Source organism: Frisingicoccus sp., from assembly GCA_016298055.1.
Taxonomy (GTDB): Bacteria; Bacillota; Clostridia; order Lachnospirales; family Lachnospiraceae; genus Frisingicoccus.
In genome coordinates, this window is record JAEDDO010000034.1 from 1 (window position 1) to 16,296 (window position 16,296).

General features: G+C 43.5%; 15 protein-coding genes. 1 reads left to right on the plus strand and 14 read right to left on the minus strand.

Annotation, left to right across the window (positions count from 1 at the left end; genetic code table 11):
* The 14 genes from QZZ35_RS04635 to pyrH form a co-directional block, all read right to left on the minus strand.
* A partial coding sequence (locus QZZ35_RS04635; protein ID WP_291236349.1) for a translation initiation factor IF-2 N-terminal domain-containing protein occupies positions 1-184 on the minus strand: 184 nt, incomplete at its 3' end.
* 14 nt (positions 185-198) lie between these two features.
* The gene (locus QZZ35_RS04640) at positions 199-513 is read right to left on the minus strand and encodes a L7Ae/L30e/S12e/Gadd45 family ribosomal protein (protein WP_291234101.1); all 315 of its coding nucleotides are present in this window, start codon (positions 511-513) and stop codon (positions 199-201) included.
* Positions 503-775 (minus strand): RNase P modulator RnpM, encoded by a 273-nt coding sequence (gene rnpM, locus QZZ35_RS04645; protein ID WP_291234102.1) that lies wholly within the window; start codon positions 773-775, stop codon positions 503-505. The genes QZZ35_RS04640 and rnpM overlap by 11 nt, the downstream gene beginning before the upstream one ends.
* Positions 775-1,902, minus strand: coding sequence for a transcription termination factor NusA (gene nusA, locus QZZ35_RS04650; protein WP_291234103.1), 1,128 nt, complete (start codon positions 1,900-1,902; stop codon positions 775-777). The genes rnpM and nusA overlap by 1 nt, the downstream gene beginning before the upstream one ends.
* A gap of 54 nt (positions 1,903-1,956) precedes the next feature.
* Positions 1,957-2,421: a ribosome maturation factor RimP gene (gene rimP, locus QZZ35_RS04655; RefSeq protein ID WP_291234104.1), complete on the minus strand. Its 465-nt coding sequence runs from the start codon at positions 2,419-2,421 to the stop codon at positions 1,957-1,959.
* 128 nt (positions 2,422-2,549) lie between these two features.
* Entirely contained in the window at positions 2,550-3,467 is a 918-nt protein-coding gene (locus QZZ35_RS04660) for a diacylglycerol/lipid kinase family protein (RefSeq protein ID WP_291236350.1), read from the minus strand.
* A gap of 15 nt (positions 3,468-3,482) precedes the next feature.
* Positions 3,483-7,871: a PolC-type DNA polymerase III gene (locus QZZ35_RS04665; RefSeq protein ID WP_291236351.1), complete on the minus strand. Its 4,389-nt coding sequence runs from the start codon at positions 7,869-7,871 to the stop codon at positions 3,483-3,485.
* A 3-nt stretch (positions 7,872-7,874) separates the two neighbouring features.
* The gene (gene ispG / locus QZZ35_RS04670; RefSeq protein WP_291236352.1) at positions 7,875-8,930 is read right to left on the minus strand and encodes a flavodoxin-dependent (E)-4-hydroxy-3-methylbut-2-enyl-diphosphate synthase; all 1,056 of its coding nucleotides are present in this window, start codon (positions 8,928-8,930) and stop codon (positions 7,875-7,877) included.
* Between the two features lie 14 nt (positions 8,931-8,944).
* The gene (rseP, locus tag QZZ35_RS04675; protein ID WP_291236356.1) at positions 8,945-9,976 is read right to left on the minus strand and encodes an RIP metalloprotease RseP; all 1,032 of its coding nucleotides are present in this window, start codon (positions 9,974-9,976) and stop codon (positions 8,945-8,947) included.
* Position 9,977: 1 nt separating this feature from the next.
* On the minus strand, positions 9,978-11,123 hold the full coding sequence (locus QZZ35_RS04680) for a 1-deoxy-D-xylulose-5-phosphate reductoisomerase (protein ID WP_291236353.1): 1,146 nt from the start codon (positions 11,121-11,123) through the stop codon (positions 9,978-9,980).
* Positions 11,124-11,146: 23 nt separating this feature from the next.
* Entirely contained in the window at positions 11,147-11,956 is an 810-nt protein-coding gene (locus QZZ35_RS04685; protein ID WP_291236354.1) for a phosphatidate cytidylyltransferase, read from the minus strand.
* Between the two features lie 12 nt (positions 11,957-11,968).
* The gene (locus QZZ35_RS04690; RefSeq protein ID WP_291236357.1) at positions 11,969-12,715 is read right to left on the minus strand and encodes an isoprenyl transferase; all 747 of its coding nucleotides are present in this window, start codon (positions 12,713-12,715) and stop codon (positions 11,969-11,971) included.
* Between the two features lie 66 nt (positions 12,716-12,781).
* Positions 12,782-13,336 (minus strand): ribosome recycling factor, encoded by a 555-nt coding sequence (gene frr / locus QZZ35_RS04695; RefSeq protein ID WP_291234110.1) that lies wholly within the window; start codon positions 13,334-13,336, stop codon positions 12,782-12,784.
* A 25-nt stretch (positions 13,337-13,361) separates the two neighbouring features.
* The gene (gene pyrH / locus QZZ35_RS04700) at positions 13,362-14,066 is read right to left on the minus strand and encodes a UMP kinase (protein ID WP_291234121.1); all 705 of its coding nucleotides are present in this window, start codon (positions 14,064-14,066) and stop codon (positions 13,362-13,364) included.
* A gap of 208 nt (positions 14,067-14,274) precedes the next feature.
* On the opposite strand from pyrH, the gene QZZ35_RS04705 reads away from it, so the two are divergent.
* Positions 14,275-16,257 (plus strand): sodium-translocating pyrophosphatase, encoded by a 1,983-nt coding sequence (locus QZZ35_RS04705; RefSeq protein WP_291236355.1) that lies wholly within the window; start codon positions 14,275-14,277, stop codon positions 16,255-16,257.
* Positions 16,258-16,296: the final 39 nt, after the last annotated feature.

Consider the following 16,296-nt stretch of genomic DNA (forward strand, 5'->3'; position numbering starts at 1 on the left):
TTGGTGCTTCCTGTTTTTTTACAGGTGCCGCTGTAAAATATTTACGGATCTTTTCCGCACTGTCATCGCTGACTGTACTCATATGACTCTCCACAAGCACACCATGACCCTTTAATGCATAAATGATATCTTTGCTGCTTTTATTTAATTCTTTTGCTAATTCATGTACTCTTATTTTTGACATATACCTACCTCCGTCTATATACGTTCTGAATCAATCTGTTTCTTTATGGCGTTACAAAAACCAGTATCTTCCAATGCCAAAGAGGCCCGAAGCTCTCTACCAATGGAAGCTCCCAATGTCTCTTTCGTACCATAAATATAAATAGGCACTTTATAAAAGGTACACATATTTGTAAACTTCTTTTTTGTATTATTTGAGGCATCTTCTGCCACAATGACCATGGCCGCTTTGCCGGCTTTGACAGATTTCTCTGTGGAAAACTCACCGCTTTGTATCTTTCCGGCTCTGGTTGCCAATCCGAGGTAAGCTAAAACTTTATCATTTGTCAATTTGGCTCATCTCCTCTTCTAACTGCTGATACACAAGATCAGGTATGGCGGTCTTTAAAGAACGCTCAAGTCCTCTGCTTTTTATTGCCTGTTTCAGGCACTGCATACTCGGGCAAATATAAGCTCCCCGACCGTTCTTACGTCCGGTAGCATCGATGCAGATTTCATTTTCCGCTGTTCGGATCACCCGAATCATTTCTCTTTTAGACTTCATCTCCCGGCAGCCTGTACACTGCCGCATAGGAACTTTCTTTGTCACCATTATTCTTCCACATCCTGGATTTCCATATCTTCTGCCAGATCTTCCGGCATAATTTCATCTTCAACAACTTCTTCTGCCTCAGCCTCATCATAAGCCTGGGACTCACTCTTAATGTCAATCTTATAACCTGTCAGACGGGCAGCAAGTCTGGCATTCTGACCCTCTTTACCGATAGCCAGTGACAGCTGATAATCCGGAACAATGACCGATGCTGTCTTTTCTTCCGCATTCGCTTTTACAGACACAACTTTTGCAGGACTTAACGCATTTTCAATGAAAGCTGCCGGATCTTCGCTCCAGTTTACGATATCAATCTTCTCTCCTCGAAGCTCATCGACAACGGCACCGACACGGGAACCGTTCACACCGACACAGGCACCGACAGGATCCACTTCCGGATTTGTAGAACGAACAGCGATCTTTGTTCTGGATCCGGCCTCTCTTGCAATGCTGCAGATTTCAACAATACCTGCATAGATTTCTGTTACTTCATATTCAAATAAACGTTTGACCAGTTCCGGATGGGTTCTGGAAACGGTAATCTTTGGTCCTTTTGTTGTGTCCTTAACTTCCACAACATAAAGCTTGATACGTTCTGTCGGCTCAAAATGTTCTGTTTTCACCTGCTCTGCCTCTGTAAGAACTGTATCCACTTTTCCGAGATTAATACTGATATTACGTCCTGAATAACGCTGAACGATACCTGTCACAATATCCTTTTCTTTGTCAAAATACTGCTGGTATAAAGATTTACGTTCTTCCTCACGAATCTTCTGAACAACGACCTGTTTTGCTTTCTGAGCGGCAATACGTCCGAAGTTTCTCGGTGTTACTTCCACATGAACAATGTCACCCAGATCACATTTAATATCATTTAAACGTGCATTGGCAAGGCTGATCTGAAGAACAGGATCTTCCACTTCCTCTACAACTTCTTTTTCAGCATAGACAACAACATTTCCTGTCTCACGGTCAATATTTACGCGAATATTATCTGCTTTACCATACTCATTTTTACAGGCAGCCACCAGGGAATTCTCCATAGCTTCAAGTAAAATATCCTTACTGATTCCTTTTTCTTTTTCAATTTGATTTAAAGCTTCAATTAATTCGTGTCCGTTATTCATTATTTTTATTCCTCCTATTCTTCTCTTCGTAAAAAGGTTTCTGTATGACTGACGCTACATGAAAAATGCCAGACGAATCAAAGCCACATCGGACCGATTAAATACCATTGTCGATTCATCATCAAGCGTTATGGTAATCGTCTCCGGATCATACGCTGTTAACACGCCGACAAATTCTTTTTCTTTATTTAATGCCTTATATAATTTGATCTCCACATCTTTTCCGATGCTTCTTGCAAAATCTTTTTCCTTTTTTAATGGACGATCCAGTCCCGGAGAACTGACTTCAAAAATATAATTTTCCGAAATATAGTCTTCCTTATCGAGTATCTCCTCAAAAGCCCGGCTGACAAGCTCGCAATCATCCACAGTAATGCCGCCCTCTTTATCGATAAACACTCGTAAATACCAGTTTGCGCCTTCTTTGACCCATTCCACATCCACCAGTTCGAAATGATTCGCATCAATTAACGGCTGAATCAATGTTTCTGTTTTGCTCTCATAATCTTTCTTTGCCACAGCACTTCCTCCTTGAAAAATACTCTCAAACACGTACAAAGAGTGGACTCACGCCCACTCTTCTAGTTTCATCATAATCTGTTATCTTAATTACTATATCACCAATTCTTTTAAAATGCAAGTCCTTTTCAATATACCATCCGAATCTTCGTTTCTTCAAGCCGGACCACCGCTTTTTGGGCCGGCCCGACCAATTCTCCGTCAACATGAAGAAACTTCGGACGTGATGAAAGAATTTCGATCTTCCGGCACCTATAAATGCTCACTCCCGGTGAACCCACATGTTTTCCCTTCAGACATTTTGGAAGGAGAAAAAATCGCTTCAAAACAGGAATTCCATGAGCAACGCATATATGAAGATAAGGATCGTCCATACGCGCCTGCGGTGTAAACATAAAACCGCCGCCTTCATATTTTCCTTTTAAGGCACACAAAAAAAGGACTTTTGAAAAGGAATGAACATCTTTTCCATCCAAACGGATCTTCATCGGGTCACATAAGCTTGTAATAAGCAGTTTAAGTGCAACTCCAAGATATGTGAAACGCCCCAATCCAAGCCGATTAAAAACAGATTTGAATCTGAGATTCTCCACATCATAACAGACAGCCGCGTCGAACCCGATACCCATACTTCCGCCAAAATGATGGACTTCACCATTGATCTCCAGCCTGCCGGGATGAAGCATGATCTCGTGTTCCTTATTTAATATCCCTTTCAAAGCCTTTCGCCAGGATGAAGAAATTCCCAGAGTCCTTGCAAAATCATTTCCGGAACCGATAGGAATATAGGCAAACGTAACATCCGGACGATCCCACAGGCCATCCATCGCCTCACTGATCGTCCCGTCACCGCCCATAACAACGACTGTTTTATTTTCATCACCTTTTTGTGCTGCTTTTCGAACAAGTTCGGATGCATGACCAGTTTTCTCCGTAAATAAAACTTCATAGGCAATATGTTTTTTCTTCAGGACGCGCCGGATCTTTTTCCAGACAGCCGCGCCCCTTCCCGACTGTGCCTTTGGATTTATTATAAAATAGTACATTTCCCCTCCTGTTTTTTATCCTATCTTTAAATCAAAAATGGAAAGCTGATTACTTTCAGGCAGATCGCCAAGCAGTCCGAGTTCTCCCATAACATCCAATGTACTTCTGCTGACCTTTGCTCTCTGGGCAATATCATCCTTTGACATAAAAGGTTCCCCTTTGGCTGCCAGATACAAAGCTTCCGCAGCAATGCCACCCATTCCGTCAATCGATGAAAATGGCGGCAGCAGTTTTCCGTCCACGATCGTAAATTTAACAGCTTCGGACTTATACAGATCAATCGGCAAAAACTCAAATCCTCTCGCATAAAATTCCTGAACAATTTTCATATCTCTGACCGTATCTTTTTCCTTTGCTGTCAGATTCGGATTTGATTTATAGAGCTTCAGGTGCTTCTCCAGATTTTCCTTTCCCTGACACATCAACTCATAATCGAAAGCTGTCGCGCGAATCGTAAAAAAAGCAGCATAGTAGGCCAGCGGATGATGAATCTTAAACCAGGCAATTCGAATTCCCATCATAACATAGGCCACCGCATGGGCTTTAGGGAACATATACTTGATTTTCTTGCAGGACCATATATACCAGTCCGGCACATCATGCTCTTTCATGACCTTTTCCCATGCAGGGGTCAGACCCTTTCCCTTACGTACACTTTCCATAATCTTAAAGGACTGTTCTGACTCTACACCTTTATTGATCAGATAGATCATGATGTCATCTCGTGTACAGATTGCTGTGGAAATCTCCGCTTTACCTTCTTTGATCAACGTCTGGGCATTATTCAGCCACACATCCGTTCCATGAGACAGTCCTGAAATACGGACAAGATCTGAAAAAGCCTTCGGCTTTGTATCCCGAAGCATCTGCATAACAAAATCTGTTCCGAATTCAGGAATTCCAAGGGAACCAAGGTCTATGCCGCCAATATCTTCCGGTTTAATATGCAGTGCTTCAAGCCCATGAAAAAGAGACAAAACTTCCGGATCATCCAGTCGAATCGATGTTGGATCCACGCCTGTAATATCCTGAAGCATTCGAATCATGGTCGGATCATCATGACCAAGAATATCTAACTTCAATAAGTTATGGTCAATGGAATGATAATCAAAGTGGGTGGTTATTGTACGTGTTGTCTGGTCGTTCGCAGGATGCTGAACCGGTGTGAAAGAATAAATCTCCTCACCTAAAGGAACGACGATAATACCTCCCGGATGCTGTCCGGTCGTCCTGCGCACCCCGACACAGCCGGATGCCAGACGGGTCAGTTCGCAGCTTCGCTTTTCCACATGATGATCTTCAAAATAACCTCTCGCATAACCGTAAGCCGTCTTTTCTGCCAGCGTACCAATGGTTCCCGCACGGAATGTCTGTCCCTTTCCGAAAATAACTTCCGTATAATCATGAGCCTTACTCTGATATTCCCCCGAGAAATTAAGGTCGATATCCGGCTCTTTGTCACCTTTGAATCCAAGGAATGTTTCAAATGGAATATCGTGCCCTTCTTTTGAAAGGGGCTGACCGCATACCGGGCAGTTTCTGTCTTCCATGTCACATCCGGATCTTCCCGAAAAGCTTTTAACATAATCTGAATCAAAATCCACATATTTGCAATTTGGACAAAGATAATGTGCCGGAAGTGAATTAACTTCCGTAATACCTGCCGTAAAGGCCGCAAAGGAAGACCCGACAGAACCACGAGAACCAACAAGATATCCGTCGGCCACCGATTTCCACACTAACTTCTGCGCAATAATATACATAACCGCAAAACCATTGCCGATGATGGAATTTAATTCTCGTTCCAACCGCTCCACGACAACCTCCGGCAGATTTTCCCCATATAAAGCATGGGCTTTATCATAACAGATCGTTCGCAGTGTCTTATCCGAATCCGGAATGACCGGCGGACACTTGTCCGGACGGACCGGAGAAATTTTTTCAATCTGATCTGCTATATAATTGGTATTTGTAATAACAACTTCCTCCGCTTTCTGGGCACCAAGATACATGAATTCCTCCATCATCTCTTCTGTCGTACGGAAATAAATCGGCGGCTGACGATCCGCATCATCAAATCCTTTTCCCGTCATAATGATCCTGCGGTAAACTTCATCCTCCGGATTAAGGAAATGAACGTCACAGGTGGCACATACCGGTTTGTGAAACTGTTCTCCCAGCCGTACGATCTTCCGGTTCATTTCCATCAGATCTTCCCTTGACTGTATCTGAGGTATTTTTTCACTCTCGATCATAAACAGATTGTTTCCGATCGGCTGGATTTCAAGATAATCATAGAAATTCACTATACGTGCAATCTCATCCTCCGGACGGCCATTCAAAACAGCCTGATATAATTCCCCCGCTTCACAGGCGGAACCAATGATCAGACCTTCACGGTATTTTTGTAAAAGACTTTTTGGTATTCTCGGTCTGCGGGCATAATAATCCAGATGAGACCAGGACACAAGACGGTATAAATTGATTCTTCCCACATCATTCTGGGCAAGAATAATGACATGATAGGTCTTTAACTTTTTGATGGCATTGTTAGACATCTGGCTCATGCTGTTTAATGTATCCAGATCCGTCACACCCATATTTTTTAACCGGGCAACAAATTTCACAAAAATATCCGCCGTAGATTCCGCATCCTCCACTGCACGATGATGATTCTCAAGGCTGCCGCCCACAGCCTCAACAACTGTATCCAGTTTATAATTTTTCAGGTCGGGAAGCATGCTTCTGGCCATAGCTAAGGTATCCACAACGGTAAATTTCCGTTCAATTCCCTGTCTGCGGCAATTTTCCCGTATAAAACTCATATCAAATTCTGCATTGTGAGCCACCATAATACAGTCCTGACAAAATTCCATAAACTTTGGAAGGACATCTTCAATAACCTCTGCATCCTCCACCATACCGTCGTGAATTCCTGTCAACTTTTCAATTTCAAAGGGTATCGGGCGTTCCGGATTAACAAATGTACTGTATCTATCCACAATCCGGCCACCTTCAACCTTTACAGCACCGATCTCAATAATGCGGTCATTGACCGCACTAAAACCTGTTGTCTCAATATCAAATACAACAAATCGACTGTCAAGATCCTGATTTTCCGAATCAAATACAATCGGCTTAAGATCATCGACCAGATAGCCTTCCACACCGTAAATCGGCTTAAAATCTGTGCCTTCCACACAGTGATTCGCATCTGTAAAAGCCTGCACAACACCGTGATCGGTAATCGCCATGGCCTTATGTCCCCAGGACATGGCGGTTTTAAGCATCTTTTTGCAATCTGCCACACTGTCCATATCGCTCATTGTGGTGTGAGCATGGAGCTCCACCCTTTTGACAGGACTCAAGTCCATTCGCTTTTCTGTAAAATCCGGAATTTTTTTGATTCCCATAACCGAGTTCAACGCAACGCCATGATCAAATTTATCCATAACCGCCATAGCTTTCATGCGGATAAAGGTATCTTTTTTCAGATTGGCTAAAAGATCCGGCAAAAATTCATTTTTGGTAAATACCTTTGCCATGATCGTATCTGTAAAGTCTGTCACGGCAAACATGATGATTGTCTTCTCATTACGGATCTCCCGTGTTTCCACCTGAATGATCTTACCCCGGACAATGACTTCACCGATCTCATCCGTGATCTCCGCAATCGGCATCTCATCCCCTTCAAAAGGACGTCCATAAAAAATATCCGGATCGACCAGTTTTTTCTTTATGTAGGTATTTTCTTTCTTGAAATCTTTTGCCGGTTTCTGCTCTTCGATCTTCGCCTGCTTCTCTTTAATCGCCGCCTCTGCCTCTGCATAATTCTGAACAATGGTATCCACTTCCCTCTGGAAAGTCTCCTCCGCATATTCAGCCTGACGGCTCTTCTGCTTTTCTTCATAGACAATGGAAATATCCACAAAAAATCCAAAACGATCCTGAAAGATACGGATCAGTCTGTCCCGTATACCCTCAATCCTGGCAGCCGTTATAAAATTATCCTCCACAGTGAGGGTCATCCGATTCGGATCAGAAAATTCTTTTTTCGCTTTGTGAAAAATATTGGCCTCCAGATCACTGTAATCCTTAAGTTCCGCCTCAAAGCTGTCAAAATAAATGGTCATCAGCCGTTCCGGCGTATATTGTCCGGACAACTCATATCGATCAATAACATCCACGCAGACTCCTGTATTTTCAAAAAGCTGGTTTTCAATCTGATATTCGATATGTCTGATCTGATCATAGGTTAAAAGACGACAGCTTTTCACATAAACCCTTATACGTTTTTTTATCTGACTGGAAGTAATCTTCTCCACAACGGCTTCTTCAAGCAGGTCTGCCAGCCCCTTATTCAATTTTAAAACGGGAAATACTTCAAAAAAAGAAACTGCCATGAATTATTCACCCCAATGATCCAATGCATCTTTCAGTACACCCAGAAGTTCTCCTTCCGGCACTTTTTTGATGATCTCACCCTTTTTAATGAGGAGGCCTTCACCCTTTCCTCCGGCAATCCCCAGATCTGCCTCTTTTGCCTCTCCCGGGCCGTTCACAACACAACCCATAACAGCAACTTTCAGATCAAGGTCATAACCCTGAACCATATTTTCCACCTGATTCGCCAGACCAATAAGATCGATCTGAGTTCTTCCGCATGTCGGACAGGAAACAACTTCTATGCCGCCCTTTCTAAGCCCCAAAGTCTTTAAGATCAGTTTGGCAGATTTGATCTCCTCCACCGGATCACCTGTCAAAGAAACACGAATCGTATTGCCAATGCCTTCATAGAGAATAATTCCAAGTCCCACTGAGGATTTAATATTTCCCGAGATCAGCGTTCCGGATTCGGTAATTCCCACATGAAGCGGATACTGAGTCTGCGCTGCAATACGCTCATGCGCTTTAATGCACATCATAACATCCGAAGACTTAATGCTGATAACGATCTCGTCATAATCAAAAGCTTCGATCATACGCACCTTATCCATCGCGCTTTCTACAATGCCTTCCGCTGTCACATGTCCGTATTTTTCAATGATCGGCTTTTCCAGAGAGCCGCTGTTGACACCGACACGGATCGGCACATGGCATGCTTTTGCCATGTCCACGACCGCTTTTACCCGATCCTCGCCGCCGATATTTCCCGGATTAATACGTATTTTATCCACACCGTTTTTCATAGCTTCAATTGCCAGCCGATAATCAAAATGAATATCGCCGACTAAAGGTATATGGATCTGTTTTTTTATCTCTTTTATAGCTTCTGCCGCTTCCATCGTCGGTACCGCCACACGAATGATCTCGCATCCGGCTTTCTCCAGGGCAAGAATCTGTGCCACCGTAGCTTTCACATCTTCTGTTTTTGTATTACACATAGACTGAATGGCAATCGGATATTTTCCTCCGATACAATGCCCTCCGATAGAAACAACTTTTGTATTTTGACGCAACATACTTTCTGCCTCCTTTACAGCAGTATTTTTTGTATATCATTGTAAAGAATAAAGACCATAAGGACCATTAAAAGGACCAGCCCGGCTGTGTGCACCCATCCTTCTTTTTCAGGAGGAACCGGTTTTCCGCGTATAGCTTCCACAATAAGAAAAACAAGACGTCCGCCATCCAGTGCCGGCAGAGGCAGCAGATTCATGACCCCGAGATTGGCACTCAGAAGAATACTTATATTTATCATATTCAGGAAAACATCCAGCCATCCATAACTTTTTGCCTCATTATAAGTGTCATCGATCATTGTAACAATTCCCACCGGACCGGAAAGATCGTTAACGGATACCCTTCCGGATACAAGCTGGACAAGACTTTTTGCTGTCGTTGTGATCCAGTACCGGACTTCCAGAGCGCCATACTTGAGGGTTTCAAAAAAGCCGGTCTTCTCATATGCCCCTCCGTATATCTGAATCATATATGTTCCGTTGTCACTTAATGCCGGTGTGACGACGGTTGAATATAGTTCTCCGTCTCTTTCCAGTTCAAGCGTTAATGGTTCCCCGGAATTATCCATTAAAACCTCTGTACGAAATTCCTTGTACATATAGATTCTGTGACCGTTCAGACTGTGGATCACATCGCCTTCGCGGATACCGGCTTCCCATGCAGGTCCGTTTTCCTCAACCTTCGATATCACAGGTGTATCATAACCGACAACCGCCACCAGAATCAGTGCAAATACAAATGCCATAATAAAATTAAAAATCGGCCCTGCAGCCACAACCGACATCCTCTGCCATACACTTTTGGAATTAAAAGAGTTCTCTCCGACTTCATCCGAATCTTCACCCACCATGGCACAAAGTCCGCCGATCGGCAGTGCTTTCAGACAATATGTTGTCTCTCCCCGTTTTACACCAAAGATCGTAGGCCCCATGCCAAGTGCAAACTCGGTCACACCGATCCCATTTTTCTTTGCCAGAAGAAAATGTCCAAATTCATGGAATATGATAATAACACTGAAGACGATCAGTGCAATGATAATACCCAAATTACCACCTGCTTTCAATAAATTCATAAGTTGCCGCCTCTGTATCCAGAATCTGTTCCAGAGACGGAGATGTTATTGCAGTGTGTTTTTCCATAGCTTCCCCTATTATTTCCGGTATATCCAGAAATTGAATCTTTCTGTCTAAAAATTTTGCAACAGCCCGTTCATTTGCCGCATTAAACACTGTTGTCATGGAACCGCCCGTCTCCAATGCCTCGTAGGCCAGCTTAAGCCCGCGAAAGACTTCCAGATCCGGCTTTTCAAAGTGAAGGGTGCCAAGGGCAAACAGATCCAGCCATTCACCATGTAACGGTTTACGATCCGGATAAAAAAGAGCGTACTGGATCGGAAGACGCATATCCGGTGTTCCCAACTGACCAATCACTGCAGAATCATCAAATTCTACCATCGAATGGATCACGCTCTCCGGATGAACAACCACTTGTATTTTATCCAGACCCACATTAAAAAGCCATCGGGCTTCAATAACTTCCAGTCCCTTATTGACCATCGTCGCCGAATCAATTGTAATTTTTCTTCCCATGACCCAGTTCGGATGTCTGAGTGCATCCTCCACCCGGACATTCCTCATATCCTCCAGAGTTTTTCCACGGAAAGGACCGCCGGATGCCGTTAATAATATTTTATGAATCTGTCCCCGATTTTCTCCCTGTAATGACTGAAAAATTGCAGAATGTTCGCTGTCAACCGGGAGGATCTTCACACCCTTTTCCTTCGCGAGAGGCATAATTAAATGTCCTGCCGTAACAAGCGTCTCTTTGTTTGCCAAAGCAATATCTTTTCCCGCCTCAATGGCCGCGATCGTCGGACGTATACCGATCATCCCCACAACGGCTGTCAGAACGATATCCGCGGATGCCTCCGTGGCCGCAGCCAAAAGTCCATCCATACCGCTCAATATATCTATCTCAAGATCTCTCACTCTTAATTTTAATTCTGCCGCCTTTGCTTCATTATATACAACCGCCATTTTCGGTTTAAATTCACGTATCTGTTTTTCCAGCATCTCAATATTTGAAGATGCCGCCAAAGCTGTGACCTGAAAATCTTCCGGATAATGGCGAACCACATCCAGTGTCTGTGTTCCTATCGAGCCTGTCGACCCTAAAAGTGCAATACGTTTCATCCATTCTGCCTCCCGTATCCTTCTTAATGAATTGCTCCTAAATAAACTGCCAGATAATATACAATCGGAGCTGTGAATAAAATACTGTCAAAACGATCCAATATACCGCCGTGTCCGGGTATCAGTTTACCATAATCCTTTATACCCGTATCCCTCTTGATCGCAGATGCCGTTAAATCCCCAATCACAGCAATGATGGCACCGGCTCCGCATATGAGACCACATGAAAGAACGGTATTGCCAAGAGACGGCAAATGACTTCCGAAAAGTGCGCCGTATCCCATACCGAGCAGCAGTGCGCCAACAATGCCTCCGACAAGCCCTTCCACGCTCTTTTTCGGACTTAGCTTTGGTGTCATCTTATGTTTTCCGATGAGCATGCCGACACAATAAGCACAGGTATCGTTTCCCCATGCACTTAAAAAGACAAGAGGAATAATAAACAATCCGTCAGAAAGCTCACGAATCTGATACAAGTGCATCATCAGCACCGGAACATACAGTATTCCGAAAACAGCAAATGCTGCCTGATCAGCCTTATATTTCGGAAATGTAAAAACATAAATACCGCTGATAAAAAGAAGTCCTCCGATCACAGCCGCAATTGCACTGCTGTGAATATTCCATCTTAAAAGAACACAGTAAAATGCGGATGCGATCAAACCGGCATAGCCGAGAAAGGTTTTCTCAATATGCATCGTCTTATAAAGCTCATAAAGTCCCGCTATCGACAGCAAAGATACGAGCAGAAACCAAATGTCGCCTCCGGCCATGATCGTAACCGCTGCCACAACTACCAGCACAATACCACTGGCCAATCGTGTCCAGAACATATTTAACCCCTCCTAAATACCGCCAAACCGACGTTCTCTTCCATTATATTGCCGAATGGCGCGTATCAGTTCATTACGGTTAAAATCCGGCCAAAGAACTTCCATAAATACAAACTCTGTATAGGCAAGCTGCCAGAGCAGGAAATTGGACAGTCGCTGTTCACCGCTGGTACGGATTAAAAGATCCGGATCCGGAAGCTCCCACGTATCCAGATAACCTTTAAATACTTCCTCCGTTATCTCCTCAGATTTCACTTTTCCATCTTCCACATCCTTAGCCATACGTACCATCGCCCGGCGCATTTCATCACGGCTTCCGTAATTAATGGCAATTGTAAAATTCAATCCGGTATTCACTGCCGAAACCCGTTCAAGTTCCTCAATTGAATTTCGGATATCCTCACTTAATCCGGTTTTATCACCGATCACCCGGACACGCATATTATTTTTTGTTGTCCGCTTGATACAATCCTTCAGATAAGAACGAAGCAGCTTCATAAGCGCATCCACTTCTTTTTGCGGGCGGCTCCAGTTCTCTGTAGAAAATGCATATACTGTCAGATATTTTATCCCCAGATTCCATGCATCCTCACAGATCTGCTCAACAGTCTTGCTTCCCTGAGCATGCCCGTAATTTCTAGGCATGAATCTTTTTTTTGCCCATCGACCGTTGCCGTCAAGAATAATTGCCACATGCTCCGGAACTTCCAAAAGTTCTCCATCAATCTCTCTCTTCATAAAATTCTCCTTCTTTTTAATCTGCCATGCAACATAAAGAGGCTGCCGATATCCGACAACCTCCCTCTTTTTGTCCTATTCTGATTCTTATACTGTCATTACTTCCTTGGATTTTGCTTCGATTGCTTTGTCAACTTCAGCGATATACTTATCTGTAAGTTTCTGGATATCCTTCTCAATATCATCTGCTTCATCCTCGGAAACTTCCTTTGCCTTGCTCCATTTTTTCAAAGCATCATTCGCATCACGACGAATATTACGAACAGCTACTTTCGCAGCTTCTCCCTTTTTCTTAACGTCCTTTGCCAGTTCCTTACGACGTTCTTCTGTTAATTCCGGAAATACAAGGCGAATAGCTTTACCATCGTTACTTGGTGTGATTCCGATATCAGATGCCATGATCTCTTTTTCAATTGCTTTGATCAACTTTGATTCCCAAGGCTGGATCATGATCACACGAGCTTCCGGAACTGTAATGTTGCCCACCTGCTGAAGCGGTGTCGGTGTGCCATAATAATCTACCACCAGCTTATCCAGAATATGTGGATTTGCACGTCCGGCACGGATGGAATTGTACTCTCTCTCCAGGCTTTCCATTGTTTTTTGCATCTTTGTCTCATAAACTTTTATTCTTTCATCCATGTCTGATAATCCTCCCAATTATTTATCATTCATCTACGGTCACATAAGTACCGTTAAATTTACCATATAATGTCTCAATGATACTGTCCTTTTCATTAAGTCCAAATACGACCATCGGCATCTTATTCTCCAGGCACATGATCGTCGCTGTCAGATCGACAACCTGAAGTCTCTGATCTACCACATCCTGAATACTTACCTGATCATACTTCACCGCATCCGGATAAACCTTTGGATCTTTATCATAAACACCATCGATTGCTTTTGCAAGAAGAATGGCATCGGCCTCGATCTCAATGGCACGAAGGGTTGTCCCTGTATCTGTTGAAAAATAAGGATGTCCCGTACCGCCTGCAAAAAAAACAACCTTGCCCGCCGCAAGTGCAGCCATCGCTTTATCCTTCGAATAAAGTTCAGTAAATGCACCGCACATAAATGGTGTGAAGACTTCTGTCGCCATTCCCAGTGTACGGAAAATCTCAGAAACATAAATACAATTCATAACTGTACCGAGCATACCGATCTGATCGGATTTTGTACGTTCGATAATCTTGCTGCTGTTACGTCCTCTCCAGAAATTACCTCCGCCAATAACAATCGCAACTTCAGTGCCTTTATCCGTAATGGCTTTCACCTGACGTCCGACCTCAAGACACGTCGTCTCATCAAATCCAAAACCTTTATCGCCGGCAAGAGCTTCTCCGCTCAATTTTAATAAAATTCTCTTCATGTTTTTCATGTTAAACACCTCATTATTAATTTACCATAAAACCCTGACTTTTTCTACTATTTATTTTATATTAATTCTATTTTCCCGGAGTTTTTGATTTTTTTCAATGATAACCATTGAATATTTTTCTTTTTTCTGCTATGCTAAGCATTATACCCAGCATGGGTAAATCTACAATTTCATATTTTTTAGCAAGGGGGAAATTATTATGGAAAACTTCCTTATGATCGTCCCTGTCATCGGTGTTCTTGCTTTGCTTTTTGCCGTACTGACGTCATCTTCTATCGGCAAAAAAGACGCAGGTAATGAACGTATGCAGGAGATCGCAGGAGCCATTGCTGAAGGTGCCAGAGCCTTCCTTATGTCTGAATACAAAGTGCTCCTTATTTTTGTTGCTGTAATGTTTTTTGTCATCGGAATCGGTCTCGGTAACTGGATGACCGCTGTATGTTTCCTGATCGGCAGCCTTTTCTCCGTACTCGCCGGATATCTCGGTATGGGAGCTGCTACAAAGGCAAATGTACGTACCGCAAGTGCAGCTAAGTCTTCCGGTATGAATGCCGCTCTTTCTGTTGCATTCTCCGGCGGAAGTGTTATGGGTCTTGCTGTTGTCGGCCTCGGTCTTTTCGGCGTAAGTATTATCTACGTTGTTACCGGTAACGCTGATATCCTCTTCGGTTTCAGTTTAGGTGCTTCTTCCATCGCACTGTTTGCCCGTGTTGGTGGTGGTATCTATACAAAAGCAGCCGATGTTGGTGCTGACCTTGTAGGTAAGGTTGAAGCTGGTATCCCTGAAGATGACCCTCGTAACCCTGCTGTTATCGCTGATAATGTTGGTGATAATGTCGGTGACGTTGCAGGTATGGGTGCCGACCTTTTTGAGTCTTATGTTGGTTCTATTATTTCCGCTATGACTCTTGGTCTTGCTTACTATGACAAAACAGGTGTCCTTTTCCCATTACTTCTCGCTGCTGCAGGCGTTGTTGCTGCAATCCTCGGAACATTTGTTGTTAAATCCGGTAATGCTTCAAACCCACATGCAGCTTTAAAACGTGGTGAATACGGCGCAACTGCTATTGTTATTATCGTTGCTGTTGCTTTAAGTAAAACAATGTTTGGTAACTTCAATGTTGCTCTCGCAGTTATCGCAGGTCTTCTTGTTGGTGTTGTTATCGGTATTGTCACAGAAATTTACACATCTGATGAATACAAATCCGTTAAGAAGATCGCTCAGCAGTCTGAAACAGGTTCCGCTACAACAATCATCAGCGGTCTTGCTGTAGGTATGCAGTCTACAGTTGTTCCGATCCTGTTGATCTGCGTCGGCATCTTTATTTCCTATGAACTGGTTGGTCTCTACGGTATTGCTCTTGCTGCTGTTGGTATGCTTTCTACAACAGGTATCACTGTTGCAATTGACGCTTACGGCCCGATCGCTGATAATGCAGGTGGTATTGCAGAGATGGCTGAACTTGATGAATCTGTTCGTGAGATCACAGATAAACTTGACTCCGTAGGTAACACAACTGCTGCCATGGGTAAAGGTTTTGCAATCGGTTCCGCTGCTTTAACAGCACTGGCTCTCTTTGTATCTTACGCAGAAGCAGTTAAACTTCAGGCAATCAATGTTCTTGACGCACGTGTTGTTATCGGTGTATTTATCGGTGGTGTACTGACATTCCTCTTCTCCGCTCTGACTATGGAATCCGTTTCCAAAGCTGCTTATAAGATGATCGAAGAAGTTCGTCGTCAGTTCCGTGAAAAACCGGGCATCCTTAAAGGAACAGACCGTCCGGATTACACAAAATGTGTAGCTATTTCCACACAGGCATCCCTTAAAGAGATGTATGTTCCTGGTATCATGGCCGTAATCGTTCCGGTTCTTGTTGGTGTATTACTCGGTGTTGAAGCACTCGGAGGACTTCTTGTTGGTGCTCTCGTTACAGGTGTACTTATGGCCATCTTCATGTCCAATGCCGGTGGTGCATGGGATAACGCTAAGAAATATATCGAAGGCGGACATCACGGCGGTAAAGGAAGCGAAGCACATAAAGCAGCTGTTGTCGGTGACACAGTTGGTGACCCATTCAAGGATACATCCGGTCCATCTATCAACATCTTAATCAAACTGATGACCATCGTATCTCTTGTATTTGCACCGCTTTTCCTTTCAATCGGTGGATTACTGTAATTTAAAACGGGGACAGATTCATTTTACGAATCTGTCCCC

Bases quoted from the DNA above. Each gene is read 5' to 3' on its own strand.
- ispG (WP_291236352.1), bottom strand. From the start codon at position 8,930: ATGTTGCGTCAAAATACAAAAGTTGTTTCTATCGGAGGGCATTGTATC.
- QZZ35_RS04660 (WP_291236350.1), bottom strand. From the start codon at position 3,467: ATGTACTATTTTATAATAAATCCAAAGGCACAGTCGGGAAGGGGCGCG.
- frr (WP_291234110.1), bottom strand. From the start codon at position 13,336: ATGGATGAAAGAATAAAAGTTTATGAGACAAAGATGCAAAAAACAATG.
- QZZ35_RS04685 (WP_291236354.1), bottom strand. From the start codon at position 11,956: ATGTTCTGGACACGATTGGCCAGTGGTATTGTGCTGGTAGTTGTGGCA.
- nusA (WP_291234103.1), bottom strand. From the start codon at position 1,902: ATGAATAACGGACACGAATTAATTGAAGCTTTAAATCAAATTGAAAAA.
- QZZ35_RS04665 (WP_291236351.1), bottom strand. From the start codon at position 7,871: ATGGCAGTTTCTTTTTTTGAAGTATTTCCCGTTTTAAAATTGAATAAG.
- pyrH (WP_291234121.1), bottom strand. From the start codon at position 14,066: ATGAAGAGAATTTTATTAAAATTGAGCGGAGAAGCTCTTGCCGGCGAT.
- QZZ35_RS04680 (WP_291236353.1), bottom strand. From the start codon at position 11,123: ATGAAACGTATTGCACTTTTAGGGTCGACAGGCTCGATAGGAACACAG.
- rnpM (WP_291234102.1), bottom strand. From the start codon at position 775: ATGGTGACAAAGAAAGTTCCTATGCGGCAGTGTACAGGCTGCCGGGAG.
- QZZ35_RS04705 (WP_291236355.1), top strand. From the start codon at position 14,275: ATGGAAAACTTCCTTATGATCGTCCCTGTCATCGGTGTTCTTGCTTTG.